The organism is Streptomyces cylindrosporus, from assembly GCF_022698165.1.
GTDB lineage: Bacteria > Actinomycetota > Actinomycetes > Streptomycetales > Streptomycetaceae > Streptomyces > Streptomyces cylindrosporus.
In genome coordinates this window covers 26,888-53,459 of record NZ_JALDAY010000018.1, presented here as the reverse complement: position 1 = coordinate 53,459, position 26,572 = coordinate 26,888, and the positions used below count along the sequence as shown (strand labels likewise).

25 protein-coding genes are annotated in these 26,572 nt (G+C 72.1%); 10 read left to right on the top strand and 15 right to left on the bottom strand.

Annotated features, from left to right (window positions below; genetic code table 11):
• Window positions 1–114 precede the first annotated feature (114 nt).
• The 6 genes from MQP27_RS44750 to MQP27_RS44725 all read left to right on the top strand — a co-directional run bounded on the left by MQP27_RS44750 (window position 115) and on the right by MQP27_RS44725 (window position 7,592).
• Window positions 115–2,070, top strand: a complete 1,956-nt coding sequence (locus MQP27_RS44750; RefSeq protein ID WP_443735770.1) for a PAS domain S-box protein — start codon at window positions 115–117, stop codon at window positions 2,068–2,070.
• A 159-nt stretch (window positions 2,071–2,229) separates the two neighbouring features.
• Window positions 2,230–3,120, top strand: a complete 891-nt coding sequence (locus tag MQP27_RS44745; protein WP_242776602.1) for a universal stress protein — start codon at window positions 2,230–2,232, stop codon at window positions 3,118–3,120.
• Between the two features lie 42 nt (window positions 3,121–3,162).
• Complete coding sequence (locus tag MQP27_RS44740; protein WP_242776600.1) at window positions 3,163–3,741, top strand: 2-oxoacid:acceptor oxidoreductase family protein; 579 nt, start codon at window positions 3,163–3,165, stop codon at window positions 3,739–3,741.
• Entirely contained in the window at window positions 3,725–4,966 is a 1,242-nt protein-coding gene (gene porA, locus MQP27_RS44735) for a pyruvate ferredoxin oxidoreductase (RefSeq protein WP_242776598.1), read from the top strand. Before MQP27_RS44740 ends, porA begins: the two co-directional genes overlap by 17 nt.
• On the top strand, window positions 4,963–5,970 hold the full coding sequence (locus tag MQP27_RS44730; protein WP_242776596.1) for a thiamine pyrophosphate-dependent enzyme: 1,008 nt from the start codon (window positions 4,963–4,965) through the stop codon (window positions 5,968–5,970). Before porA ends, MQP27_RS44730 begins: the two co-directional genes overlap by 4 nt.
• Complete coding sequence (locus MQP27_RS44725) at window positions 5,967–7,592, top strand: NAD(P)-binding protein (RefSeq protein ID WP_242776594.1); 1,626 nt, start codon at window positions 5,967–5,969, stop codon at window positions 7,590–7,592. The genes MQP27_RS44730 and MQP27_RS44725 overlap by 4 nt, the downstream gene beginning before the upstream one ends.
• A gap of 4 nt (window positions 7,593–7,596) precedes the next feature.
• Here the strand turns inward: MQP27_RS44725 and MQP27_RS44720 are convergent, their stop codons facing one another.
• The 11 genes from MQP27_RS44720 to MQP27_RS44670 form a co-directional block, all read right to left on the bottom strand.
• Complete coding sequence (locus tag MQP27_RS44720) at window positions 7,597–8,460, bottom strand: nuclease (RefSeq protein ID WP_242776592.1); 864 nt, start codon at window positions 8,458–8,460, stop codon at window positions 7,597–7,599.
• 150 nt (window positions 8,461–8,610) lie between these two features.
• Complete coding sequence (locus tag MQP27_RS44715) at window positions 8,611–10,023, bottom strand: NAD(P)(+) transhydrogenase (Re/Si-specific) subunit beta (RefSeq protein WP_242776590.1); 1,413 nt, start codon at window positions 10,021–10,023, stop codon at window positions 8,611–8,613.
• A 5-nt stretch (window positions 10,024–10,028) separates the two neighbouring features.
• Window positions 10,029–10,340: an NAD(P) transhydrogenase subunit alpha part 2 gene (locus tag MQP27_RS44710; RefSeq protein WP_242776588.1), complete on the bottom strand. Its 312-nt coding sequence runs from the start codon at window positions 10,338–10,340 to the stop codon at window positions 10,029–10,031.
• Window positions 10,337–11,470 carry an NAD(P) transhydrogenase subunit alpha gene (locus tag MQP27_RS44705; RefSeq protein WP_242776586.1) on the bottom strand — a complete coding sequence of 378 codons (1,134 nt, stop codon included), beginning with the start codon at window positions 11,468–11,470 and terminating at the stop codon, window positions 10,337–10,339. The genes MQP27_RS44710 and MQP27_RS44705 overlap by 4 nt, the downstream gene beginning before the upstream one ends.
• A gap of 39 nt (window positions 11,471–11,509) precedes the next feature.
• On the bottom strand, window positions 11,510–12,523 hold the full coding sequence (locus tag MQP27_RS44700) for a zinc-dependent alcohol dehydrogenase (RefSeq protein WP_242776584.1): 1,014 nt from the start codon (window positions 12,521–12,523) through the stop codon (window positions 11,510–11,512).
• An 11-nt stretch (window positions 12,524–12,534) separates the two neighbouring features.
• The gene (locus MQP27_RS44695; protein WP_242776582.1) at window positions 12,535–12,894 is read right to left on the bottom strand and encodes a DUF779 domain-containing protein; all 360 of its coding nucleotides are present in this window, start codon (window positions 12,892–12,894) and stop codon (window positions 12,535–12,537) included.
• A 15-nt stretch (window positions 12,895–12,909) separates the two neighbouring features.
• Complete coding sequence (locus MQP27_RS44690; protein WP_308290086.1) at window positions 12,910–14,433, bottom strand: aldehyde dehydrogenase family protein; 1,524 nt, start codon at window positions 14,431–14,433, stop codon at window positions 12,910–12,912.
• A gap of 42 nt (window positions 14,434–14,475) precedes the next feature.
• A complete protein-coding gene (locus MQP27_RS44685; RefSeq protein ID WP_242776578.1) occupies window positions 14,476–15,759 on the bottom strand; it encodes a sigma-54-dependent transcriptional regulator family protein in 1,284 nt (427 codons plus the stop codon).
• Window positions 15,760–15,932: 173 nt separating this feature from the next.
• Window positions 15,933–17,660, bottom strand: coding sequence for a sensor histidine kinase (locus MQP27_RS44680; RefSeq protein ID WP_242776576.1), 1,728 nt, complete (start codon window positions 17,658–17,660; stop codon window positions 15,933–15,935).
• 122 nt (window positions 17,661–17,782) lie between these two features.
• Complete coding sequence (gap, locus tag MQP27_RS44675) at window positions 17,783–18,811, bottom strand: type I glyceraldehyde-3-phosphate dehydrogenase (RefSeq protein ID WP_242776574.1); 1,029 nt, start codon at window positions 18,809–18,811, stop codon at window positions 17,783–17,785.
• Between the two features lie 157 nt (window positions 18,812–18,968).
• The gene (locus tag MQP27_RS44670) at window positions 18,969–19,661 is read right to left on the bottom strand and encodes a response regulator (RefSeq protein WP_242776572.1); all 693 of its coding nucleotides are present in this window, start codon (window positions 19,659–19,661) and stop codon (window positions 18,969–18,971) included.
• A gap of 286 nt (window positions 19,662–19,947) precedes the next feature.
• Between MQP27_RS44670 and MQP27_RS44665 the strand changes: the two genes are divergently transcribed.
• The 4 genes from MQP27_RS44665 (at window position 19,948) to MQP27_RS44650 (ending at window position 22,306) form a co-directional block, all read left to right on the top strand.
• The gene (locus tag MQP27_RS44665; RefSeq protein ID WP_242776570.1) at window positions 19,948–20,532 is read left to right on the top strand and encodes a CBS domain-containing protein; all 585 of its coding nucleotides are present in this window, start codon (window positions 19,948–19,950) and stop codon (window positions 20,530–20,532) included.
• Between the two features lie 116 nt (window positions 20,533–20,648).
• Window positions 20,649–21,119, top strand: a complete 471-nt coding sequence (locus MQP27_RS44660) for a pyridoxamine 5'-phosphate oxidase family protein (RefSeq protein ID WP_242776568.1) — start codon at window positions 20,649–20,651, stop codon at window positions 21,117–21,119.
• 138 nt (window positions 21,120–21,257) lie between these two features.
• On the top strand, window positions 21,258–21,923 hold the full coding sequence (locus MQP27_RS44655; protein ID WP_242776566.1) for a DUF4389 domain-containing protein: 666 nt from the start codon (window positions 21,258–21,260) through the stop codon (window positions 21,921–21,923).
• Window positions 21,920–22,306, top strand: a complete 387-nt coding sequence (locus tag MQP27_RS44650) for a hypothetical protein (RefSeq protein WP_242776564.1) — start codon at window positions 21,920–21,922, stop codon at window positions 22,304–22,306. Before MQP27_RS44655 ends, MQP27_RS44650 begins: the two co-directional genes overlap by 4 nt.
• Window positions 22,307–22,346: 40 nt before the next feature.
• Here MQP27_RS44650 and MQP27_RS44645 read toward each other — a convergent pair whose 3' ends face one another.
• The 4 genes from MQP27_RS44645 to MQP27_RS44630 form a co-directional block, all read right to left on the bottom strand.
• Complete coding sequence (locus MQP27_RS44645) at window positions 22,347–23,261, bottom strand: universal stress protein (protein WP_242776562.1); 915 nt, start codon at window positions 23,259–23,261, stop codon at window positions 22,347–22,349.
• Window positions 23,262–23,399: 138 nt separating this feature from the next.
• A complete protein-coding gene (locus MQP27_RS44640) occupies window positions 23,400–24,320 on the bottom strand; it encodes a carbamate kinase (RefSeq protein WP_242776560.1) in 921 nt (306 codons plus the stop codon).
• Between the two features lie 3 nt (window positions 24,321–24,323).
• Window positions 24,324–25,325, bottom strand: a complete 1,002-nt coding sequence (argF, locus tag MQP27_RS44635) for an ornithine carbamoyltransferase (protein ID WP_242776558.1) — start codon at window positions 25,323–25,325, stop codon at window positions 24,324–24,326.
• Window positions 25,322–26,563, bottom strand: coding sequence for an arginine deiminase (locus tag MQP27_RS44630; RefSeq protein ID WP_242776556.1), 1,242 nt, complete (start codon window positions 26,561–26,563; stop codon window positions 25,322–25,324). The genes argF and MQP27_RS44630 overlap by 4 nt, the downstream gene beginning before the upstream one ends.
• Window positions 26,564–26,572 lie beyond the last annotated feature (9 nt).

The window sequence follows — 26,572 nt, the reverse complement described above, 5'->3', positions numbered from 1 at the left end:
CGGTGACGGACAGGTTCGGGCAAGTGACGGACAGTAAGGGACAAATGACAGCGCGTCCGTCTCGGTTGCGCTGGGATGACGCGGACCACCGTGCGCGGCGAAGTGGGGGTGGACATGGGCGACTTCGTGAGAGTGGAGACGGCCCCGTCGGCGGGGCCGGCCGACGGCGAGCCCTGTCGATGCGGGGGCGGACCGGTGCGGGGCGGGCCGGGGACCGCTGAAGAAAGGTTCAGGGGCCTGCTGGAGGCAGCCCCGGACGCCATGGTGATCGTCGACGACACCGGGACGATCAAGCTGGTCAACGCCCAGACCGAGGCCCTCTTCGGCTACCGCCGCGAGGAACTGCTCGACCGCCCGGTCGAGTTGCTGATGCCGCACCGCTTCCACGCCCAGCACACCCAGCACCGCGGCGGCTACGCGGCCAACCGCCAGGTCCGCCCGATGGGAGCCGGTCTCGACCTGCACGGACTGCGCAAGGACGGCACCGAGTTCCCCGTCGAGATCAGCCTGAGCCCGCTGGAGACGACCGACGGACTGCTCGTCTCGGCCGCCGTGCGCGACGTCAGCGACCGCAAGGCCGCCGAGGCCCGCATCAACGAACTCGCGGCCCTCGTCGAGTCCTCCCAGGACGCGATCCTGGCCAAGACCCTCGACGGGTACATCACCTACTGGAACGCCGCCGCGCAGAACCTGTACGGCTACACGGCCGAGGAGGTCATCGGCCGGCACGTGTCCCTGCTCGCCCCGCCCGACCGGAGGGGCGAGATCAACGCGCTGCTGGAGCGGTTGCGGCACGGCGAGAAGGTCGAGCACTTCGAGACGCTGCGGGTCACCAACACCGCCGGGATGCTGGACGTCGACGTCACCCTGTGGCCCACCCGGGACACCGAGGGCACGGTCGTCGGCGCGTGCGCCATCGTGCGGGACATCAGCGACCGCAAGCGGGCGGAGGCCGAACTGACCGCACTGTACGAGCAACAGCGCCACATCGCCCTCACCCTGCAGCGCAGCCTGATGGGCGCCCCGCCGGCCATACCGGGTCTGGCCACCGCGAGCCGCTACCGGCCCGCCACCCAGGGCGCCGGTGTGGGAGGCGACTGGTTCGACCTCATTCCGCTGGGGGCGGACCGGGTCGGAGTGCTGATGGGCGATGTGATGGGCCGTGGTCTGGAGGCGGCGGCCGTCATGGGCCAGTTGCGCTCGGCGGCGCACGCGCTCGCCAAGACCGGCATGCAGCCGCGCCAGCTGATGCAGGCCCTGGACGCCTGCGTGGCCGACCTCGACGTCCCCGACCAGCTCGTGACCTGCTGCTACCTGGTCATCGCCCCGGACGACGGCACGGTGACCGTGTGCTCGGCCGGTCATCTGCCGACCCTGGTCGCCGCTCCCGGGCAGGCAGTGCACGGCCTGGACAGCCCCGTGAACGCACCGCTGGGCGTCGGTGGTGTCCTCTACCAGCAGTCCTGCACGGCCATCCCGCCGGGCGCCACCCTCGCCCTCTACACCGACGGCCTCATCGAGACGCCCGAGAGCGACATCGAGGGCCGGGTCAGCGAACTCGCCGTCGTCCTGGAGAAGTCCTTCACCGACACGGCCTGCCTGGAGACCGTCGCCGACAGCGTCCTGGCGGGCCTGCTGCCCGACGCGGACAGCCACAACGACGACGTGACCCTGCTGCTGGCGCAGTTGCCGGCCGCGCCGCTGGCGTCCCTGAGCACCGATCTGGACGCTGTACCGTCGTCCGTGCCCGAGGGCCGGGCCTTCCTGCACAAGGCGCTCCTCGCCTGGGACTGCACCGCCGCACGGGACGACGCGGTCCTGCTGCTGTCGGAGACCCTCACCAACGCCGTCCAGCACGCCGTCGGCCCCATCGGCCTGCAGCTGCGCCGCACCGAGTCGGATCTCACCGTCGAGGTCAGCGACCACAGTCCGCACCTCCCTCAGCCGCGTCTGGCGGCCGACGACGAGGAGTCCGGCCGGGGCCTGATCCTGGTCCGCGCGCTCGCCGCGGACTGGGGCGTCCGCCCCACCGACGAGGGCAAGACCACCTGGTTCACGCTCAAGCTGTGAGCGTGCACCACCCGGACCCGGCGCGATCGGCGGCCCGGGGCCGTTCGGCCCCTTCCTGAGGCCACGCAGCCCCTGCCCGCGCGCACCCGCCCGCCGGACGCTGTAGGTGCGGAGGTCCGCCGGGAAGTGGGCGGACCACGATCCGGGGAGGTGTCGGCCGTGCTTCGCCCCGTAGTCGTAGGCCTGGACGGTTCACGTGAGAGCCTCGCCGCCGCCGACTGGGCGGCCGGGGAGGCACTCAGGCGCGGCCTGCCGCTGCGCCTGGTGCACGCGTGGGAGGGCCTGTCCCCCGACGTGTCGCAACTGCCCGAGCTGGAGGCGCCGCGCTACTGGGCCCGGCGGATCCTGCGCGGAGCCATGGACGAGCTCAACGAGCGCCATCCGCAGGTCTATCTGAGCGCCGAGCAGATCCCCCTGCCGGCTGCGGACGCGCTGGTCGCGGCCGGTGCCGATGCCGAGCTGCTGGTGCTGGGCAGCCGGGCGTTCAGCGGGTTCGGCGGGTTCATGGCCGGGTCCGTGGCGCTGTCCACCGTCGCCCATGCGACCAGGCCCGTGGTGCTGGTACGGGCCGACCGGACCGCCGAGGACGACCATCTGCCGGATGCGGAGGGCCGGCCGTCGGTGCACACGCCGTTCCGCGACGTGGTGGCCGGTCTGGACACGGCTCACTCCTGCGAGGAGCTGCTGGCGTTCGCCTTCGAGAGTGCCGCGCTGCGTTCGGCGCCGCTGCTGGTCGCCCACGCCTGGCATCTCCCGTACGCCCCGCCCGCGACGGCGGCCACGATGAGCGTCACCGCGCAGCGGACGGCCGAACAGATGCTGGCCGGTGCGCTCGGGCCGTGGCAGGAGAAGTATCCGACGGTTCAGGTCCGGACGCTGGTGGAGGACGAGCGTCCGGCGCAACTGCTGCTGCACGCCGCGCGGGACGCGGGACTGCTGGTCGTCGGCCGCAGGCTCCGTCCGGGCAGGCTCGGCGCGCACACCGGACCGGTCGCGCACGCGGTGATGCACCACGTCCGCTGCCCGGTCGCGATCGTCCCGCACGAATGACCCGTCCACAGACACGGATCCCCGTCCGGAAGGGAAGGTGCCGTGTTCCAGGTTCGTATCCACGGCCGTGGCGGCCAGGGTGCCGTCACGGCCGCCGAGTTGTTGTCGGTGGCGGCGTTCATGGAGGGCCGCCACGCGCAGGCGTTCCCGAGTTTCGGATCGGAGCGGACGGGGGCGCCGGTGGTGGCGTTCTGCCGGATCGACGACCGGCCGATCCGGGTCCGGGAGCCCGTCATGCGGCCCGACGCGCTGGTGGTCCAGGACCCCACGCTGCTGCATCAGGTGAACGTCTTCGAAGGGCTGCGGCCCGGCGGCTCCGTGCTGGTCAACTCACCCATGTCAGTGGAGGAGTTGGGCCTCATGGAGCTGCCGGGTCCCGTGCTCACCGTCCCCGCCACCGCCCTCGCGGTGCGCCACTTCGGCCGGCCCGTGCCGAACATCGTCCTGCTCGGCGGCCTTGCCGCACTCACCGGCTGCGTGACGATCGACTCGCTCACCGCCGCCGTCCACGAGCGGTTCCCCGGCGAGCTGGGGCGGGCCAACGCCGCCGCGGCCCGGGAGGCCCACGCCCACGTCAGCAAGGCCCAGCGGGAGGAGCGGGCGCATGCTCAAGCAGACTGAGGGGTCGCGCGCGGTCGCCGAGAGCGTCGCCTGCTGCCGGCCCGAGGTGATCGCGGCGTACCCGATCTCGCCGCAGACCCACATCGTCGAGGAGCTCAGCCGCCTGGTGAAGTCCGGGTCGCTGAAGCCGTGCGAGTACGTCAACGTCGAGTCGGAGTTCGCCGCGATGTCGATGTGCATCGGGGCCTCGGCCGCGGGCGCCCGCACCTACACGGCGACCGCGAGCCAGGGCCTGCTGTACATGGTGGAGGCCCTCTACAACGCCTCCGGGCTCGGGCTGCCGATCGTGATGACGGTCGCCAACCGGGCCATCGGCGCGCCCATCAACATCTGGAACGACCACAGCGACACCATGTCGCAGCGCGACTCCGGCTGGATCCAGCTGTACGCGCGCGACAACCAGGAGGCCGCCGACCTGCATCCGCAGGCCTTCCGGCTGGCGGAGGAGCTGTCGCTGCCGGTGATGGTGTGCATGGACGGCTTCGTGCTCACCCACGCCTGGGAGCGGATCGAGGTGCCGGAGCAGTCGCAGGTCGACGCGTTTCTGCCGCCGTACGAGCCCCGTCAGGTGCTGGATCCGCAGGACCCCGTGTCGATCGGCGCGATGGTCGGCCCGGACGCCTTCACCGAGGTGCGCTATCTGGCGCACGCCAAGCAGATGCAGGCGCTGGACGCGATCCCGCGCGTCGCCCAGGAGTTCCGGCAGGTCTTCGGACGGCACTCCGGCGGGCTGGTGCATCCGTACGCCTGCGAGGACGCCGAGACGATCGTGGTCGTGCTCGGCTCGGTGTTCGGCACGGTGTGCGACGTCGTCGACGAGATGCGTGCGCGCGGGGTGCGGATCGGTGCCCTGGCGATCACGTCCTTCCGGCCCTTCCCGCTCGACGCGGTACGGGCCGTGCTCGGCCGGGCCCGGCAAGTGGTCGTGCTGGAGCGGGCGTTGGCGGTCGGCATCGGCGGGATCGTGTCGGCGAACGTACGGACCGCGCTGTCCGGGATCCAGCTCGACGGTCACACCGTGGTCGCGGGGCTGGGCGGGCGTCCGATCACCAAGACGTCCCTGCACCGGCTGTTCGACGACGCGATGGCCGGCCGGCTGGAACAGCTGACCTTCCTCGACCTCAACACCGAGCTGGTGGACCGGGAGTTGGCGCGGATGGCGAAGACCAGGCGGTCGGGTCCGTCGGCGGAGAACATGCTGCGCGATGTGGGGAGCAACCGATGAGTGCCGCACCTCAGGTCAAGTTCTACCAGGTGGGCAGCTTCGCCGCCGGGAACCGGCTGCTGGGCCCGGACGCTCAGTCCGACCAGGCCGACCCCGGCCGTTCCAACACGCTCACCTGCGGTCACCGCGCCTGTCAGGGCTGCGGCGAGGCGCTCGGCGCCCGCTACGCCCTGGACGCGGCACAGCGGGCGGCCGGCGGCAAGGTCATCGCGGTCAACGCGACCGGCTGCCTGGAGGTGTTCTCCACCCCGTATCCGGAGACGTCGTGGCAACTGCCGTGGCTGCACTCGCTGTTCGGCAACGCGCCGACGGTCGCCGCCGGTGTGGCGGCTGCCCTGCGGGCCAAAGGCCGTACGGACATCCGGGTGGTCGGGCAGGGTGGCGACGGCGGCACCGTCGACATCGGTCTCGGCTGTCTGTCGGGCATGTTCGAGCGCAACGACGACGTCCTGTACGTCTGTTACGACAACGAGGCCTACATGAACACCGGCGTGCAGCGCTCCGGGGCCACTCCCCCGACCGCGCGCACCGCCACCACCCAGGCCGTCGGCGATGACCCCGGCGCCCCCTTCGGGCAGGGCAAGAGCCTGCCGCTGATCGCGATGGCGCACCGGATCCCGTACGTCGCCACGGCCACCGTCGCGGGGCTGCGCGACCTGGAGGCCAAGGTGCACCGGGCGATGAGCATGCGCGGCGCCCGCTATCTGCATGTGCTGGTGCCCTGCCCGCTGGGCTGGGGCACGGCGTCCCACGACACGGTGCGCATCGCCCGGCTGGCCGAACAGACCGGCCTGTTCCCGGTGTTCGAGGCCAGGGACGGCGAGGTCACCGATGTCACGCCGATCCGGCGGCGCCTGCCCGTCGAGGAGTACCTGCGCCCGCAGAAGCGGTACGCGCACCTCTTCGAGCCGGAACTCCGCACCGATGTCATCGCCCGGCTGCAACGGGCCGCCGACCGCAACATCAGCCGCTTCGGGCTGCTGGCACAGGAGGACGTGCCGTGAAGGACAAACCGTTCGCGATCACTTTGAACGTCGGTTCCAGCCTGGCCAACCACACCGGCGCCTGGCGCACCGAACGGCCGCTCTACGTCGACCGGTTGCCGCCGTGCAACCAGGCGTGCCCGGCCGGGGAGAACATCCAGCAGTGGCTGTACCACGCGGAGAGCGGCGACTACGAGTCCGCCTGGCGGCAGCTGATGCGGGACAACCCGCTGCCCGCCGTGATGGGCCGCGTCTGCTACCACCCGTGCGAGACCGCCTGCAACCGCGTCCAGGTCGACAACGCGGTCGGCATCAACTCGATCGAGCGGTTCCTTGGCGACGAGGCGATCAGGCGGGGCTGGAGCGTCGAGGCTCCGGCGGAGTCGAGCGGGAAGCGTGTCCTGGTCGTCGGCTCCGGTCCGGCCGGGCTGTCGGCCGCGTACCATCTGCGGCTGCTCGGGCACGAGGTGACGGTCCGTGAGGCACAGGAGAAGCCCGGCGGCATGATGCGTTACGGCATCCCGCGCTACCGGCTGCCGCGCGAGGTGCTGGACGCGGAGATCGACCGGATCACGGCCATGGGCGTCACCCTCGAACTCGGCACGAAGGTCGAGGACGTGCTCAGCGCGCAGGCCGACGGCGGCTTCGACGCCGTGTTCCTGGCCGTGGGCGCGGGCATCGGCAAGCGCGCCTACATCCCGGCCGGGGACAGCGCCCGCATCCTCGACGCGGTGTCCGTGCTGGGCAGCATGGAGGGCGAGGGCCCGCCGCTCCTCGGTCGCCGGGTCGCCGTCTACGGCGGCGGCAACACGGCCATGGACGCCGCCCGCACGGCACGCAGGCTGGGCGCGACGGAGGCCGTGGTGGTCTACCGGCGCACCCGGGACCGTATGCCCGCCCATGACATCGAGGTCGAGGAGGCGCTGGAGGAGGGCGTGCGGATGAAGTGGCTGTCCACCATCAAGCACGCCGACGAGGGCCGGCTGACCATCGAGCGCATGGAACTGGACGAGACCGGATTCCCGCAGCCCACCGGCGAGTTCGAGGAACTGGAGGCGGACAGCGTGGTCCTCGCCCTCGGCCAGGACTCCGACCTGTCCCTGCTGCGGGACGTGCCGGAGCTGACCCTGGACCACGGCACGGTGCAGGTCGCCGACGGTCTGATGACGGGCCGTCAGGGCATCTTCGCCGGCGGCGACATGGTGCCCGCCGAGCGCACGGTGACCGTGGCGGTGGGGCACGGCAAGAAGGCGGCGCGGCACATCGACGCGTATCTGCGCGGCACGGTGTACGAGCCCGGCCCCAAGCACGCCCTCGCGTCCTCCGACCGGCTCAACACCTGGTACTACTCCGACGCCCCGGCGCAGGTGCGGCCGACGCTCGAACTCGCCCGCCGCGTCTCGACGTTCGACGAGGTCGTGCAGGGTCTCGACGAGTCCACCGCCCTGTTCGAGGCGCGGCGCTGCATGTCGTGCGGGAACTGCTTCGAGTGCGACAACTGCTACGGCGTCTGCCCGGACAACGCGATCACCAAGCTGGGCCCCGGCAAGGGGTTCGCGATCGACCTCGACTACTGCAAGGGGTGCGGGCTGTGCGCGGCCGAGTGTCCGTGCGGGGCGATCGAGATGGTGCCGGAGGAGTGACGGGCTACTTCTCGTCGAACACCAGGTCCTCCGGCGCATGGGTGAGTTTCACGGTGTCGGCGGTGACGTCGACGACGGTGTCGAAGCCGGTCCACTGACCGTTGGAGACGATCAGAAGCCGGTCGTCGCGCTGCGCGAGGTAGTCGTGGAAGCCGTCGAGCGAGGGGTTCCCGTCGCCCAGTACGAGGTAGTCGGCCAGGCGGCGGAACAGCTTGGGCAGCAGCACGGCGGACGTGGTCAGCGAGTCGAGCCCGGTGATCTTCGCGCCGCTCTGGGTCTGGTCGCTCTGCCACAGGCCCTTGTCGGCCGCCCGCGCCTCCTGTGCCGCCGTGGCCATCGCCTCACGGAGGTCGACGAAGAGCTGACGGTAGAAGGTGGGGTAGGCCAGGCCCTCGGCGAGCTGATGGTGGTTGAGCGTGTTGAGGAGATCGGCGACCTCGAACCTCACGAAGGTGCCGCTCGTACCCGGAGCGGCACCGACGCCCGCGAAGGCCACGCACCGGCCGTGCACGTCCGCGCTGCGGGTGAAGATGTAGCCGGGCCGGGACTCCGGGGTGGCCTGCTTGACGATGCCGCGGCTGTCGCGCTCGACGCCGCTGAAGCCCAGCCGGTCCAGCAGCTCGTCGGCGGCCTTGCCGGCGTAGGGCGCGGGCTGGTGGAGTTCGGGTCCGTGCGGCGGACGGTAGTGGGTCTCCAGGGTGTCGATGCCGTCCAGCCGCAGCTGGGCGCCGCCCGCCTGGTTGCACCGTACCCTCCGTCCTCGCAGCAGGTCCCACTGGCTGGGGTCGTCCGGGTAGAAGCGCACCGAGTCCCCGTCCGGACTCGCGCCCACGATTCTGTACACGCCCTCGATCAGCAGCATCGACATGGCGGATCCCCCTTCCGGTCACGGTGAACTCACTGTGGCCGCAAGGGCGATGGGGAGCACCGGCCCGGTGGAGAATCGGGCCGAAGCTCGTACAGGTGACGGACAGGACAGAACCCCCGCGACGTACGCGGGGGTTCACCGCGCCCGGTGTCAGCCGACGAACTCGCCGACCGCCGCCTTCAGTTCGCTCAGTCCTTTCTTCGCGTCGGTGAAGAACATCCCGGTCTTCGGGTTGGTGTAGAGCTCGTTGTCGATTCCGGCGTAGCCGTGGCCCATGGACCGCTTGATGACGACGACGCTCTTCGCCTTGTCGACGTCGAGGATCGGCATGCCGGAGATCGCGTTGCCGGGCTTGCGGGCGATCGGGTTGGTGACGTCGTTCGCGCCGATGACGAGGGCGACGTCGGCCTGCGGGAACTCGGGGTTGACCTCGTCCATCTCCTTCAGCTGCGGGTAGGGCACGTTGGCCTCCGCCAGCAGCACGTTCATGTGCCCGGGCATGCGGCCCGCGACCGGGTGGATGGCGTAGCTGACCTCGACGCCGTGGTCGGTCAGCAGCTGGGCCAGGTCGCCGAGTTCGTGCTGGGCCTGGGCGGCGGCGAGACCGTAGCCCGGGACGAAGACGACCCGGCTCGCGTACGCCAGCTGGACCGCCACGTCGTCCGCGGAGACCGAGCGCACTTGGGCCGGGGCTCCCCCGGTCGCGGCGGGAGCGCTGTCCCCGGTGCCGAAGCCGCCGACCACCACGTTGGCGATCGAGCGGTTCATCGCGTCGGCCATCAGTTTGGTCAGGATGCCGCCCGAGGAGCTGACCAGCATGCCCGCGATGATCAACGCGGTCTCGTCAAGGACGAAGCCCGCCATCGCGACGGCCGACCCGGTGAAGGCGTTCAGCAGGGCGATGACGACCGGCATGTCCGCGCCGCCGATGGGCAGCACCATCGTCACGCCGAAGAGCAGCGCGACGGCCACGAGCCCGTACAGGGCGGTCAGCGAGTCCGGCGACAGGACCAGCCAGACCGTGCCGGCCACGAAGGACAGCGGCAGCGCCACGTTCAGCAGCCGCGCTCCCGGGAACACCACCGGCGCGCCGGAGACGACCCCTTGCAGCTTGCCGGCGGCGATCAGCGATCCGGAGAAGGTGACCGCGCCGATGACGATGTCCAGGGCGCCCGGGAGGGAGACCCGTGCGCCCAGCGCGGCCGGGTCGTCGGCCTGCAGCAGGTCGTTGACCGCGATGAGCGCGGCCGCCCCGCCGCCCACCGCGTTGAACAGGCTGACCAGTTGCGGCATGGCGGTCATCTTGACCTCGCGCGCCGCGTACAGGCCGAGCGCGGCGCCGACGAGCCCGCCCGAGACGAGCACGAGCCAGCCGGTCGTGGTGATCGTGCCCTCGTGGGCCACCAGCCACACCGTGGCCGCGATCGCGACGGCCATGCCGGACGCGGAGATCGCGTTGCCCCGGCGGGCCGTACGGGGGTGGTTCATCAGGTGCAGGCCGAGGACGAAGCAGACGGCGGCGGCCAGGAAGACGTAGTGCACGGCGTTGGAGACGGTGTCCATGGCGCTCACACCTCCGCCTTCTCGTCGCTGCGGGGCTTGGCCTTGAACATCTCCAGCATCCGGTCGGTGACGACATACCCGCCGACGACGTTCATCGCGCCGAACACCATGGCCACGAAGGCCAGGACGTAGCCGAGCAAGGTGTGCGACTCGGCCGCGATCAGCATGGCGCCGATGACGACGATGCCGTGCACCGAGTTGGAGCCGGACATCAGGGGTGTGTGCAGGGTCGCGGGGACCTTGCTGATGACCTCGACGCCGACCAGGACGCTCAGCACGAAGACGGTGATCGCGGTGAGCAGATCGAGGTTGTTCATGAGGAGGCGCCTCCCTTCAGTGACGCTTCGCCCATGAGTGCGGCCGTGATCTCGTCGGCCGGGTCGAGGACGAGTTCGCCGTCGCGCACGAGGTGGCGCAGGAGCGCGACGAGGTTGCGGGCGTAGGCCGTGGAGGCGGCGGTCGCCATCGCGGACGGCAGATGTCCGGCTCCGATGACGGTGACGCCGTTGTCCAGCACGACCGTCTTCTCCGGCTCGGAACCCTCGACGTTGCCGCCGAGTTCGCTCGCCGCGAGGTCGACGACGACCGAGCCGGGCTTCATCGTCTCGACGGCGGCCGCGGTCACCAGCAGCGGCGGCCTGCGGCCCGGCACCTGCGCGGTGGTGATGACGATGTCGGTACGGGCGATGTGGGCGTCCAGCGCCTCCCGCTGGGCCGCCTGCTCCGCCGCCGACAACTCCCGTGCGTAACCGCCCTGTCCGGCGCCCGATTCGGTGCCTGGCGGGCGCTTGATGTCCAGGAATCGGGCGCCGAGCGACTCCACCTCCTCTCGGGACTCGGGGCGTACGTCGTACGCCGTGACGACGGCGCCGAGGCGGCGGGCGGTGGCGATGGCCTGCAGCCCGGCCACTCCGGCGCCGAGGACCAGGACCTGCGCCGGACGCATGGTGCCCGCCGCGGTGGTCAGCATCGGGAAGAAGCGGTCGTACGAATCGGCTGCCAGCACGGCCGCCTTGTACCCGGCGACGGCGGCCTGGGAGGTCAGCGCGTCCATGGACTGGGCGCGGCTGAGGGTGCGCGGCAGCAGATCGAGGCTCACCGGGCGCACTCCGCGCCGGTACAGCTCCTGCACGAGGGCGGGGTGGCGCAGTGGTTCGAGCAGGCCGATCAGGGTCTGCCCGCCGCGCAGTGCCTGCGCGGTCTCCGGATCCGGCGGGCCGACGCACAGGACGACGTCCGCGTGGGCGTACAGCTCTTCCGGGGGTACGACCCGCGCGCCGACGTCGGTGTACTCGGCGTCCGTGAACCAGGCGCCGGCTCCGGCCCCGGTCTCGATCAGGACGTCGAGTCCGGCCCGGCGCAGAAGGGTGACGGCCTCGGGGACAAGGGCGACGCGGCGTTCGCCGGGCGCCCGTTCCCGTACGGCACCCACGGTGACGGTGGCCATGATCTGCTGCCTCTCTGTGTGACCCGGTGGTGGCGGGTCTCAGAACTCGAAGACGAGCCGGGCTTCGGCCCGGCCGCCGAGGACCTCGTCGAAGGAGTCGTTGACCTCGTCCAGGCGCCGGGTCTCGGCGATGACCTGGGTGCGTCCGGCCGCGTGCAGCGCGAACACCTCGGTCAGGTCCTGGCGGGTGCCGACGATGGAGCCGATGACCGAGATGCCGCCCAGGACGGTCTCGAAGATCGGCACGTTGATGGCCGCGTCGTCCGCGGGCAGGGCGACCATGACGAGCCGTCCGCCGCGGTTGAGGGACCTGTACGCCTGCTCGAACGCCTTGGGTGCGGCGGCCAGCACCACCGCGACGTCCGCGCCGCCGGCCTTCCTGATCTCCTCGACCGGGTCGTGGGTGCGGGCGTTGACGATCTGGTCGGCGCCGAGCCGGTGGGCCAGGCCCAGCTTGTCGGGTTCCAGGTCGACGGCGGTGACCAGGCCGCCCACCAGGCGCGCGTACTGCAGCGCGAGGTGGCCGAGGCCGCCGATGCCGAAGACCGCGACGCGTTCGGCCGGGACCACGCGGGCGACCTTGATCGCCTTGTAGGTGGTGACGCCCGCGCAGGTCAGGGGCGCCGCGTCGAAGGACGTGACACCGTCCGGGACCCGGACGACCGCGCCCGCGCTCGCGACGGCGTACTCGGCGTAGCAACCGTCCACGGAGTAGCCGGAGTTGACCTGCGCCTCGCACAGGGTCTCCCAGCCGGAGACGCAGTAGCGGCAGGTGCCGCAGGACGAGCCGAGCCACGGGACGGCGACCCGCTTGCCGATCAGGTCGGTGGAGACGCCGGCGCCGACGGCGGTCACGGGGCCGATGCCCTCGTGGCCGGGGATGAACGGCGGCCGGGGCTTGACCGGCCAGTCGCCGTGGGCGGCGTGGATGTCGGTGTGGCAGAGGCCGGAGGCCTCCATCTTCACGAGTACCTGGCCGGGGCCGGGCTCGGGTGTCGGCAGCTCCTGGATCTCCAGGGGCTTGCCGAAGTCGGTGACGACCGCTGCCTTCATCGTTCCTCTCCTCAACTGGTCTGTTTCCGGGGCGCCTTGACCCGGGTCACGAAGTGCAGCCCGTCTCCGGCTGCGAGGGAGAATCCGCCCGGTGCGCCCTCTTCGACGTCCAGGACGTAGAAGGGGCGGCCGAGCGCCTCGTACTGTGCGGCGTCCGTGTGGAAGGTGCAGCCCTCCACCACGCCGACGAGCATGTCGCCGTCTCCCAGGGCGAGTTCGCCGCCCGGGAAGCACATCGGGTCGCTGCCGTCGCAGCAGCCGCCCGACTGGACGAACATCACCGGCCCGCCGCGGGAGGCGCACAGGGCCGCGATGGCCCTGCGCGCCGCCCGCGTGGCGGTGACGCGTCCGACGGTGCCGTTCTCGGGCATGTCGCCGCACCTCTCCTAGAACAGCCCGAGCGGCTTGTCGCTGTAGCTGACCAGGAGGTTCTTGGTCTGGCTGTAGTGCTCGAGCATCATCTTGTGCGTCTCGCGGCCGATGCCGGAGACCTTGTAGCCACCGAACGCGGCACCCGCGGGGTACTGGTGGTAGCAGTTCGTCCAGACGCGGCCGGCCTTGATGGCCCGGCCCATCCGGTAGGTGCGGCGGGTGTCGCGGCTCCACACACCGGCCCCGAGGCCGTACAGCGTGTCGTTGGCGATCTCCAGTGCCTCGGCCTCGTCCTTGAACGTGGTCACGGCGAGGACGGGTCCGAAGATCTCCTCCTGGAAGACCCGCATCTTGTTGTGGCCCTTGAGGACGGTCGGCTCGTAGAAGTAGCCGTCGGTGAACTCGCCGCCGACGGTGGGCCGGTGGCCGCCGGTCAGGAGCTCGGCGCCCTCCTTGACGCCGATCTCGACGTACGACGCGATCTTCTCGATCTGCTGCTTGGACACCTGCGGGCCGATCATGGTCTCGGTGTCGAGCGGGTCGCCCTGCTTGATGGCGCGGATGCGCTCCAGGCAGCGGCCCATGAACTCCTCGTAGATGTCCTCCTGGATGAGCGCGCGGGAGGGGCAGGTGCACACCTCGCCCTTGTTGAACGCGTAGAGCACCAGTCCCTCGACGGCCTTGTTCAGGAAGTCGTCGTCGGCCGCGGCCACGTCGTTGAAGAAGATGTTCGGCGACTTGCCGCCCAGTTCCAGGGTGACCGGGATGATGTTCTGGGACGCGTACTGCATGATCAGCCGGCCGGTGGTGGTCTCGCCGGTGAAGGCGACCTTGGCGATGCGCTTGTTGGTGGCGAGGGCCTTGCCGATCTCGGCGCCGGGTCCGCCCACGACGTTGACCGTGCCGGGTGGCAGGATGTCGCCGACGACCTCCATCAGCTTCAGGATCGACCACGGGGTCGGGGAGGCGGGCTTGAGCACCGAGGTGTTGCCCGCGGCGAGCGCCGGTGCCAGCTTCCACGCGGCCATCAGCAGCGGGAAGTTGAAGGGGATGATCTGGCCGACCACGCCGAGCGGCTCGTGGAAGTGATAGGCGATCAGGTCCTTGTCGATCTCGGTGATCTCGCTCTCCTCGGCCCGGATCGCGGCCGCGAAGTAGCGGAAGTGGTCGGCCGCGAGGGGGATGTCGGCGGCCAGGGTCTCGCGGACCGGCTTGCCGTTGTCCCAGCTCTCCGCGACGGCGAGTTCCTCGCGGTGGGCGTCGATGGCGTCGGCCACCTTGTTCAGGACGGCGGCGCGCTGGGCCGTGGAGGCCTCCCCCCAGGCGTCCTTGGCGGAGTGCGCGGCGTCCAGGGCGAGTTCGATGTCCTCGGCGCCCGACTTCGGGACCTCGCAGAGCGGCTTGGCGGTCGCGGGGCACAGGTCGACGGAGTACTGGCCGGTGCTGGGCGCCTGCCACTTGCCACCGATGAAGTTCTCGTACCGGGGCGCGACGTCCACGGGACTGCCGGGCCTGCCGGGAGGCTGGTACTTCATGATCGTCCCCTTTCCGGACACGACGATCGGGTGATGGTCCAGACGCTAGGAGCGGGAACGCTGCAACCACGCTGCATGCCGGACGAGCCGCGGTCCGACCGTCAGCCGGGAGTCCAGCGCGCGGGCCCGTGCCGCGGCCGCGGCCCGCTGCGCGGAGCCGCCCGGGAGCCGGTGGGCGAGCGCCAGCCACGCGGAGGCGTCGTCCGTGCCCCATTCGGCGCCCACCCAGCGGCGCAGCAGCACGGTGTCGCCGGCGGCGAGTACGGCGCCGCGCAACTGCTGCTCCAGGGCGCGCCGTTGCTCCACCACCACCGGCGCCTCGGAGCGCGGCAGCAGCGGGCCGGGGTAGCGGGCGAGCGCCTCGGCGACGCGGCCCGCCGCGAGCAGCTCGGCCACGTCGGTGAAGTCGCTGCGCACGGTGCACAGCAGCGCGTACGGGCGGGAGCCGAGCAGGCCGGGGCCGAGCACCGCGCGCAGCCGCGTCATCTCGGCACGCAGTGTCGAGGCCGGTACCTCCCGCTCGGACAGGTCGACGGCGAGCCGTTCCCCGCTCACCCCGTGGCCCGCGAGGGCCAGTGCGACGACGATCTCGCTGTGCCGCGGGCTGAGCTGGAACAGGCGTCCATCGGTCTCCAGGACCGCGCTGTCGCGGCCCAGCGCGGTCAGCCGTGCGTCGGTGCCCGGCGGCCCGGACGGCCGGTGTGCGAGTTCCGCCTCCGCCGCCAGCGCGGCGGCACGCACGGCGGCGAACGCGGGAGGCGTGGCGATGGTGGCGCCGCCCGTGAGGTCCACGACGCCCAGGACCCGGCCGGTGGCGAGGTCCCTGACGGGTGCTGCGGCACAGGACCAGTCGTGCACCGCCGGGCTGTAGTGCTCGCCGGCCACGATCTGGACGGGGCGCGCCAGTTGCAGGGCGGTGCCGGGGGCGTTCGTCCCGGCCTGTGCCTCGGCCCACAGGGCGCCCTCGGCGAAGTTCATGGACTCGGCCCGCCGCAGGGTGGTGGAGTCCCCCTCCACCCACAGCAGGGTCCCGTCGGCGTCGCCGACCGCGAAGAGGTGGCCGTCGTCGGCGGCACCGGCCCCCAGCAGCTCCCGGAACAGGGGCAGCACGGCGGCCAGTGGATGCGCACGGCGGTAGGCGGTCAGTTCCTCCGGCGTGGCCCGCACAGGGGGCAGCCGGCCGCCGTCGGCCCGTAGGTCACAGGCGGCGCAGCGCCGCCACGACTCGGCGACCAGGCCGCGCACGGCTCGTGGTGCTCCGGGCGAGTCCGCGAGCCGCTCGTGCGCGGCGCGCAGCGCGGAAGCCGGGGCCGCTGTGGAAGCGTCCATGTCACCTCCTGGATGCCGTCCTCCCGGACCGGCACCACCAGCCTCACTCCGGCACGGGGAGGGCTGGAGAGGCCGAACGTCCCTGCGGCAGGGGCCGCTCGGGCTCGGATCGGGAGGGACTCGGCACGCGGGGATTCAGGTGACGCGCGGCGAGGACGCTGCTGCGGGCGCGCCTACTTGGGGAGCACCGGCGCGTGCCACACGAGCACGCTGCCGCCCTCGGCACCGCCGCCGAGGTCCAGGGCTCCCCCCAGTTGTTCGGCGCGCTCGGCCATGTTGCGCAGGCCGCTGCGCCGGCCCTCGGGCGGGATGCCCACGCCGTCGTCCGACACCGTCAACCGGATCTCCCCTCCGTTCAGCTCCAGGACGACGTCGCTGCGGCGGGCCCTGGCATGCCGGGCGACATTGGTGAGCGCCTCGGACAGGACGGCCACCACATGGTCGGCGACCTCCCGCGGCACATCGGTGTCCAGCAGTCCCTCCATCCGCAGGCTCGGCGCGAAGCCGAGCACCGGCGCCGCCTCGCCGACCACGCGCACCACGCGGGCGCGCAGGCCCGTCCCGGCACCGCCCTCACGCGCGCGCAGACCGAAGATCGTCGACCTGATGATCTTGATGGTCTCGTCCAGGTCGTCGACCGCCCGCACCACCCGCTCGGCAGCCTCCTGGTGCTCGATGAAGCGGCCCGCGCTCTGCAGGGTCATGCCGGTGGCGAACAGGCGCTGGATCGCCAGGTCGTGCAGGTCCCGGGCGATCCGGTCGCGGTCCTGGAGCACCGCGATCTCCTCGGCGTCCCGCCTGCGCTCCGCGAGTTCCATCGCGATGGCTGCCTGCGCGGCGAAGGCCTGCAGGGGCACGGTCTCCGCCGCCGTGTACCCGGGCTGACCGGCCCTGCGCGCCAGCAGGACCACGCCACGCGTGCCCGCCTCGCCCGTGCCGATGGGCACGGCCACGGCGGGGCCCAGGCCCTGGAAGCGCGGCGGCTCCGGGGAGATCCGCCGGTCGTGGGCCACGTCCTCGCTGGTGATCGGGGCGCCTCCGGAGAAGGCCAGCCCCATCAGGCTCGTGTCCATGGGCAGCACGAGGCCCCGGTGTGCCTCGGCGTCCATCCCGACGGCGATCTCCACGGCGAGGGACCCGGTGTCCTCCATGGGCAGCGCGACCACCGCCAGCGCCGATCCGGTGATCTCTCCGGCCCGCTCGGCGATCAGCCCGAGGACCTCGCTGCCGGGGCCGCCGGACATCAGGTTGTGGGTGACTTCGGCGTTGGCCTCCAGCCAGCGTTCGCGGAGCCTGGACTCCTCGTACAGGCGGGCGTTGTCGATCGCGACACCGGCGGCCACGGCGAGGGTCGCCAGCACCGACTCGTCCTCCTCGTCGAACTGCACCCCGCCGCGCTTCTCCGTCAGGTACAGGTTGCCGAACACCTGGTCGCGCACCCGGATCGGGACTCCGAGGAAGGTGTTCATCGGCGGGTGGTGGGCCGGGAAGCCGTACGACGCCGGGTGCTGGGAGATCTTCACCAGCCGCAGCGGCTCGGGGTGGCGGATGAGTTCGCCGAGGATTCCGTGGCCCTCGGGGTAGGGGCCGATCCTGGCGATCTGCTCGTCGCTGACGCCGACGGTGTGGAAGGCCGACAGCCGGCTGCCGTCGGGGCCGATCACGCCGAGGGCCGCGTACTCGGCGTCGACGAGTGTCGCCGCTGCCTCGACGATGCTGTGCAGGGCCTGCTCCAGGTCGAGCTCGCGGCCGACCGAGAGCACCGCCTCCAGGAGGCTGTGCACCCGGTCGCGCGTGCCGCGGGCCGCGTCGAGGCGGGCCTGCAGCTCCTCCAGCAGATCGTCCAGCCTGAGCTGCGGAAGCCTTATGCGCGCATCCTGGGTCCCCTCAGGACTTCCCACCGGTGCTCCTCCAGCTCCCTAGTACCGCCGCCGGCCGACCGCGTCGGTCATGTGCCACGGTAACGGTCCAGGGCTGAGGGCGGTACGGGGGACCTGCAGGCAGGGCGGGGCTGCGCGCCCGGTCAGACGCCCGGAAGGCGGGCCGCGACGTACTCGGTGAGGTCGAGCAGGCGGTTGGTGTAGCCCCACTCGTTGTCGTACCAACCGAAGACCTTGACGAGTTCGCCGCTCGCCTGGGTCAGCGGGGCGTCCAGGACGCAGGAGGCGGGGTCGCCGACGACGTCACGGGAGACGATCGGGGCGTCGGAGACCCGCAGCACGCCCTTCAGCGGTCCTTCGGCGGCCTCGCGGTACGCGGCGTTGACCTCCTCGGCGGTCACGGACCGGTCCAGGAGCACGCTCAGGTCGGTCAGCGAGCCGTCCTCCACGGGCACGCGCACGGCGATCCCGTCGAGGGTCCCGGCCAGTTCCGGCAGGACGAGGCCGACGGCCCGTGCCGCCCCGGTGCTGGTGGGGATGATGTTCACGGCGGCGGTGCGGCCCCGGCGCAGGTCCTTGTGCGGGCCGTCCAGGACGACCTGGTCGTTGGTGTAGCCGTGGATGGTGGTCATCAGGCCCTTGACGATCCCGAAGTGCTCGTCGAGCACCTTCACCATGGGCGCCACGCAGTTGGTGGTGCAGGAGGCGTTGGACACGACGTGGTCGCTGTCCGGGTCGTAGGTGCCTTCGTTGACCCCCATGACGAGGGTGGCGTCGACGTCCTTGCCCGGCACGGAGAGCAGGACCTTGCGGGCGCCCGCCTTCAGGTGCGCTCCGGCCTGCTCCCGGGTGCGGAAGCGGCCGGTGGACTCGATGACGATGTCCACGCCGTACTCGCCCCAGGCGAGGGCGGCCGGGTCGCGCTCGGCGGTCACGGCGACGCGGTGGCCGTCGACCGTGAGGGAGTTCTCGTCGTGCTCGACGGTGCGGTGCAGCCGGCCGTAGGTGGAGTCGTACTCCAGCAGGTGGGCCAGCGTCGCCGGCGAGGTGATGTCGTTGACCGCGACGACCTCGACCGGTGTGCCGGTGCCCTTCTCCGCCCGCTCCAGCACACAGCGCAGGTAGTTGCGTCCGATACGGCCGAAGCCGTTGATGCCCACGCGTACGCTCATGTCCGTCGCCCTCCCGATCGTTGCCCCGGCGGTGTCCGGGGTATGCCGCCAGCCTGCTGACAGCGGGCCCGGCGGGGCTTGGGCCGGACGGGGACGATCCCGGGACGATCGGCCCTGGGTTTCAGCGGCCTTCCCGGCGGAGCCGGTCCCCGGGGCCTCAGCGGCCTTCCTGGCGGAGCCGGTCCTGGGCCTGGGTGGCGATCACGGCGGCCTGGATGCGCCGCTCCACCCCGAGCTTGGCCAGCAGGCGGGAGATGTGGTTCTTCACCGTCTTCTCGGCGAGGAAGAGCCGCTGGCCGATCTGCCGGTTGGTCAGGCCCTCGCCGATCAGGGCGAGGATCTCCCGTTCCCGGTCGGTCAGGCCCGGCAGGGCGTCCGGCTCCTCCTCCGGCTCGTGCCCGCCGCGCAGCCGGGCCATCAGCCTCGTGGTGGCGCTCGGGTCGAGCAGCGACTGGCCCGCGGCTACGGTCCGCACGGCCGACACCAGGTCGGAGCCCTGGATCTGCTTGAGGACGTACCCGGACGCGCCGGCCATGATCGAGTCCAGCAGGGCCTCCTCGTCGTCGAACGAGGTCAGCATGAGACAGGCCAGGTCGGGCAGGTGCGAGCGCAGTTCCCGGCAGACGCTCACGCCGTCGCCGTCGGGCAGGCGTACGTCGAGGACCGCCACCCGCGGTCGCAGCGCCGGGACGCGGACCAGCGCCTGCTCGGCCGTGGAGGCCTCGCCGACCACGCTGATGTCCGGCTCGTCGTCGAGGAGGTCGCGCACCCCCCGCCGTACCACTTCGTGGTCGTCCAGCAGGAACACCCGGATCGGGCTGTCGGGGCCCGGCCGCTCGCCGTCCGCCATCGCAAGCTCCTCACTCCTGCGCTCCGCGCCGGCTTCCACGGGCCGGCCTCGGTTCCGAGATCCTCCCCCGGTCGCGGGCCGAAGGGCCAGGGCCGGTCGGCCCTGATCTCCGTACCGCTCCCCTTCTCGCATTCCCCCGGGGGGACCGGTCCGGCCTCGGGCCCGGGACGCTCGGCCCCTGCCCCGAGGCCGTGTGCGCACGACAGGCTGTCCGGACCAGCGGCCCCGCAGGCCTGCCCGTTGGTGGTCTGCATCCGGTCGACGGACGAGGAAGGGAGTGGGCGCGATGACCCGCATCGTCGGCGAGGTGATGACCCGCGAGGTCGTCGAGGCCCGCCGTGAGACACCGTTCAAGGACGTGGCCCGGCTCCTGGACGAGCACCGCATCAGCGGGCTCCCGGTGGTCGACCACGACGACAAGGTTCTCGGAGTGGTCTCCGGCACCGACCTGATCCGCCGTCAGGCCGAGCGGCCCGTGAACGGGCACGCGCCCACCGCCGGGGACCTGATGTCGACGCCGGCGATCACGGTGCACCCGCAGCAGCGGGTCGCGGACGCCGCGCGCGTGATGGAACGCCACGGCGTGGAGCGGCTGCCGGTCGTGGACGAGGAGGACCGGCTGATCGGCATCGCCACCCGCCGCGACCTGCTGCGCGTCTTCCTGCGCACCGACGAGGAGATCCGCCGGGAGATCCTCGACGAGGTGTTCACCTCCGCGCCGTCCGCGCCGCAGCACGGCGTGACCGTCACGGTCGAGGACGGCATGGTCACCCTCTCCGGACGGCTGGAGCCGGGCGCTGACATCCCGCTCGTGATCCGGCGGACGTGGCGGGTCGACGGCGTGGTCGGCGTCGTGAACGGTCTGGCGTGAGGCACCCGGTGGGGCCGACCGGGCCGGGAGCAGGGCCGAACGGCCCTTACCGCGCGTACCGTCCCGCGGTTCCAATGGCGGGCGGAAGTGAGCCGCCGACCCCACGGAAACCCGCCATGCGCCTCGACAACACCCAGCCGGTCCCGGTCGGGCCGCGCCGGAGCATCGAGCTCGACAGCCGCGAAGCCCTCCGGCTGCTGGGCAGCGTGTCCGTGGGACGGATCGTGTTCACGCGGCACGCGCTGCCCACCGTCCGGCCCGTCAACCACGTCCTCGACGGCGGCGACATCGTCATCCGCACCCACGAGGGCGCGGCCCTGACCTCCCGTACCCGCGAGTCCGCGTCCTCGGGCGTGGTCGTGGCCTACGAGGCCGACACCATCGACCCGGACACACATCTCGGCTGGAGTGTCGTGGTCACCGGCTTCGCGCATCTGGTGACCGACCCGCGGGAGCTGGCCCGGTATCAGCGTCTGCTGCATCCCTGGGTGCAGCAGACCATGGACTACGCGGTCCGCATCCGGCCCGACCTGGTCACCGGCATCCGCCTGACCGACGCGGACCCGAGCCGGCCGCCGCACGGCTGAGGCGCGCCGGCGAGTGGGGACCCATGGCCCCGGGGCGAGCCCCGAGCGGCCCTCGCGGGCCTCGGCGTGTCGCGGCCACGCTGGACTTGGGCCCCCGGGTCGCCGCCGCGGCGCCACGGGCCGAAGGAGCTGATCGCCATGACGACCCTGGCGGAAACACCGGACCGTCCCGTGCGGGTGAACGCGGTGCTGGACGCGCCGCTGTCCCGGTGGCTGTGGCTGGTGAAGTGGATCCTGGTGATCCCCCACTACGTGGTGCTGTTCTTCCTCTGGATCGCCTTCACCGCGGTGAGCGTGGTCGCGTTCTTCGCGATCCTGTTCACCGAGCGCTATCCGCGGTCCCTGTTCGACTTCAACCTGGGTGTGCTGCGCTGGAGCTGGCGGGTGGCGTACTACTCGTACGGCGCCCTGGGCACCGACCGCTATCCGCCGTTCAGCCTGGGCGAGGAGCCCGACTATCCGGCCCGGCTGGACATCGCCTACCCCGAGCGTCTGTCGCGCGGACTGGTGCTGGTGAAGTGGTGGCTGCTGGCCGTCCCGCACTACATCGTCATCGGGTTCTTCCTCGGCGGCTGGCACGTCGGCTGGTGGGACGGCGGCCTGGTGGCCGTCCTCGCGTTGATCGCCGCGGTGACGCTGGCCTTCACCGAGAAGTACCCGCGCAGTCTGTTCGACCTGATCCTCGGGCTGAACCGGTGGGTGCTGCGGGTGGCCGCCTATGTCGCCCTGATGACGGACGTCTATCCGCCCTTCCGCCTCGACATGGGCGGCGCCGAACCCCAGACGCTCGAGGACCGGCCGTGACCGCCCTGCTCGTCGGGGTGTTCCTGGTCGTGCACGGGCTGCTGCACCCCGGGGTGTGGACGGCACCCCAGCAGCAGCCCGGCGGCGCCCCTGCCCCGTTCGCTCCCGGCCACTCGTGGCTGCTGACGTCCGCGGGCGTCGCCGCGGCGCCGGCCAGGGCGGCGGCGCTCGCGCTCGCCTGGTACACGGCTCTCGTGTACGCCGTGGCCGGGGGCGGGGTGATGGCGGGCAGCGGGTGGTGGCCCACGGCCGCCCTGCTCGCGGCGTCGAGCGCACTCGTGCTCAAGGTGGTCTGGTTCGACCCGTGGCTGAGCGTGGGTGTGCTGCTGGACGTGGGCGTCATCACCGCGGTGGCCGCGTCCTGGCCCGCCTCGCTGTACTGAGCCGTCCCGACTCGCGGTATCGAGGCGGGCCCTCGGCGGCTCAGTCGTGCGGCACCACCGCGACCGGCGCGACGGCGTGCTGCAGCGCCGCGTGGGTCACCGGACCGATGTGGCCGCCGACGGCCGCGCGGCGGATCCTGCGGCCGACGACGACCAGTGCGGCGTCGCGCGACGCGTGCACGAGATGGCGGCCCGCGCTGCCGATCACGGCCTGCTCGCGCACCTCGACGCCGGGGAACTTCGCCCGCCAGGGCGCCAGCACCTCGGCCAGCCGCTCCCGTGCCTGCTCGGCCAGTTCCTCGTTCAGGTCGGCGTCCATCGCGGCGCCGTAACCGTAGGCGGCGGGCAGGCTCCAGCCGTGGACGACCCGCAGGCCCGCCGCACGGCGCTGGGCCGCCTCGAAGGCGAAGCCGACGACGGCGTCGGCCGGGTTCTCCAGGTCGACCCCCAGCACGACATCGCGGTACGGCGTGGTGGTGGCCGCCTCACCACCGGCGTCGGGCAGATGCTCGTCCTCGGCGCGCTCCCCGGCCCGTACCAGGACGACGGGCCGCTCGGCGCGGGCCACGACCGCGAGGGCGACCGATCCGACGACGAAACCGGCGAGCGCGCCGAGCCCGCGGGAGCCGAGGACCAGCAGCTCGGAGCTCTCGGCCGCCGCCAGCAGGGCCGCGACCGGCTGGTCCCCGCTCACCCCGACGGTGATCCGCAGCGCCGGATGGCGGTGGGCGAGCCGGGACCGCGTCTCGTCCAGCAGCTTCTCGGCCCAGGGACGCTGCACGTCGAGCGCGCCGGCGGCGGGGAGGCCGGCGAACGGCGCATAGGTGTAGGCGGGTTGTTCCAGGCCGTACACGAGGCGCAGGTCCGCTCCGCGCTGTTCCGCCTCGCGCGCGGCCCAGTCGGCGGCGGCGAGGCTCTGCGGGGAACCGTCGAGGCCGGCGGTGATGGTGGGCATGTGGGGTCCTCCTTCGGGGATGCCTGGCCAGTCTCCGCGGCGGCGCGGGTGGTGCAGGAGGGGCCGCAGGTCCTTGCCGGGGACCGATCGGCCCTCGTCGTACGGCAGTTGACCCGGTCTCGGCTGCCGCGCCGGTCCTCAGGCGGGCAGGGCCGGGCGGACGAGCGTGCCCGAGCGGCCGTGCACGATCGCGTCGGCCGCGTCGAGGGCACCGATGGCGGCGAGACCACCGGTGCGTTCGACGAAGCGGGCGGCCGCCTCGGCCTTGGGGCCCATCGAACCGGCGGGGAGACCGGCCCGGCGCAGCTCCCCGGGCGTGGCGTCGAGGACGGCCCGCTGCCTGGGCGTGCCGAAGTCGGCGTAGACGTTGGGCACGTCGGTGAGGATGAGCAGGAAGTCGGCCCTGAGGTCCTCGGCCAGCAGGGCGGCCGTCAGGTCCTTGTCCACGACGGCCTCGATACCGCTCAGCGCGCCGCAGTCCTGGTCGGCGACGACGGGAATCCCCCCGCCGCCGGCGCAGATCACCAGCGTGCCGCCGACGAGCAGTTCGTGGATCGTGTCGGTCTCCACGATCCGCTCGGGCGCCGGCGAGGCGACCACGCGCCGCCAGCCGGTGCCGTCCCGGGCGATCTGCCAGCCGCGCTCCAGCGCGAGCGACCTGGCCACGTCCAGCGGGTAGACCTGGCCGACGAACTTGGTCGGGTGCCGGAATGCGGGGTCGTCGGCGCGTACGAGGGTGTGGGTGACGAGCGCGGCGACGCGGTGTCCGGGCAGCGCGTCGTGCAGGGTGCGCACCAGCAGGGAGCCGATCATTCCCTGGGTCTGCGCGCCGAGCAGGTCCAGCGGGTAGGGGGTGCTCAGGGCGGGGTCGGCCGCGCTCTCCATGGCGAGCAGGCCGATCTGCGGGCCGTTGCCGTGGGTGAGGACGACCTCGTGTTCGTGCGCGAGCGCGGCGATCGCGCCGGCGACGCGGTCGATGTTCGCCGACTGGACGGCGGCGTCGGGGCGTTCGCCGCGGTGCAGCAGGGCGTTGCCCCCGAGGGCGATCACGATCCGCACGGTTCAGTCCTCCAGGGTGGCCACGAGCACGGCCTTGATGGTGTGCAGCCGGTTCTCCGCCTGGTCGAAGACGAGCGACGCGGGCGAGGAGAACACCTCGTCGGTGACTTCGAGCGCGCTCAGCCCGTACAGGTCGAGCAGTGAACGGCCGAGCGTGGTCCGGTCGTCGTGGAGGGCGGGCAGGCAGTGCATGAACCTCACGTCCGGGTTGCCGGTGGCCGCGAGGGTCTTCTCGTTCACCTGGTACGGCAGCAGGAGCTCGATGCGCTCGCGCCAGGCGGCGGCCGGCTCGCCCATGGAGACCCACACGTCGGTGTGCAGGAAGTCGACGCCCCGGACGGCGGTGTCGACGTTCTCGGTCAGGGTGATCCGGGCTCCGCTGCGCTCGCCGAACCAGCGGCAGTCGGCGACGAGACCGGGGTCGGGCCACAGGGCGCGGGGGGCGGCGATCCGTACGTCCATCCCGAGCAGGGCGCCCATGGACAGCAGCGAGTTGCCCATGTTGTTGCGGGCGTCGCCGAGGTAGCAGTAGCTGATGTCGGTCAGCGGCTTCGGGCTGTGCTCGCGCATGGTGAAGACGTCGCACAGGCTCTGGGTGGGGTGCGCGGTGTCGGTCAGGCCGTTGTAGACGGGGACGCCGGAGTGCGTGGCGAGTTCGGTGACGATCGACTGCGCCGAGCCCCGGTACTCGATGCCGTCGAACATGCGGCCGAGGACCCGTGCGGTGTCGGCGACGGACTCCTTGGTGCCGAGATGGGTGTCGCCGGGTCCCAGGTAGGTGGTGGCGGCGCCCTGGTCGGCGGCGGCGACCTCGAAGGCGCAGCGGGTGCGGGTGGAGGTCTTCTCGAAGACGAGCGCGAGGTTGCGGCCGGTCAGCCGGGGCCGCTCGGTGCCGGCGCGCTTGGCCGCCTTGAGGTCGGCGGCGAGGTCGAGAAGGTGGTGGATCTCGGCCGGGGTGAAGTCGTGTTCGCTCAGGAAGGAGCGGCCGCGCAGGTCGGTGATCATTGTGTGTCCTCGTGGGAGTGCGGTCGGTCGACGGGGTCGCGTTCGACGGGGCAGCTCATGCAGCGGGGTCCGCCCCGGCCGCGGCCGAGTTCGGCGCCGGCGATGGTGACGATCTCGATGCCCTGCTTGCGCAGGTAGGTGTTGGTGGTGACGTTGCGCTCGTAGCCGACGATCACCCCGGGCGCCAGGGCGAGGAAGTTGCTGCCGTCGTCCCACTGCTCGCGCTCGGCGTTGCGGATGTCCTGCGGTGCCGACAGCATCCGCACCTTGTCCAGGTCGAGGGCCTCGGCGAGCGCGGTCGCCAGGTCGGAGTTCGGGACGACGTCGAAGCCGGCCCTGCGGGTGCCGCTGGGGGTCAGCGTCCAGGAGCGCAGGGAGTCGGCGAGACCCGGGTAGATGACGAAGGCGTCGCGGTCGACCATGGTCAGCACGGTGTCGAGGTGCATGTAGGCGCGCGTGGCCGGGAGTTGGACGGCGATCAGCCGGTTCGCGGTGCCGCCGGCGAAGAGCCGGGCGGCCAGGTTCTCCACCGCCTGGGCGGTGGTCCGCTCCCCCATGCCGACCATGACGGCGCCGTTGCCCAGCACATGGACGTCGCCGCCCTCCAGGGTCCCCACCGGTCCGTCGAGGATCGGTTCGGGCGCGACGCCCTGGAACATCGGGTGGAACCGGTAGACGGCCTCGGCGTGCAGGCTCTCGCGGCGCCGGGCCGGTTTGGCCATCGGATTGACCGACAACCGGTCGTACATCCAGCAGGAGTTGTCGCGCGGGAAGAGGTGGTTGGGCAGCGGCGCGAGCGCGAAGTCCTCGGCGTCCAGCGCGCTCCACACCAGGCTGTGCGGGGTGGCGAGCGGCAGGTCGCTCTTGAGCAGGCCGCCGATCAGGTAGCCGGCCAGGGTCTCTCCGTCGAGCTCGGCGCACAGTTCGCGCACCGGGTCCACGAGCGCCGGGCCGACGCTCGCCGGGGTGACGACCCGGTCCAGGAGCCAGTCACGGGCCGCGGGACCGTCGAGGGTCCGGGCCAGCAGGTCGGCGAAGTAGTGCACGCGGACGCCGTGGTCGCGCAGCACCTGGGCAAAGGCGTCGTGCTCCTCGCGGGCACGCTTGGCCCACAGGATGTCGTCGAAGAGCAGGGCGTCGATGTTGCGCGGGGTGAGGCGGGACAGTTCGAGTCCGGGCCGGTGCAGGATCACCTGGCGCAGGCGGCCGGCCTCGGAGTCGACGTGGAAGGTGTTCATGGCGGGACG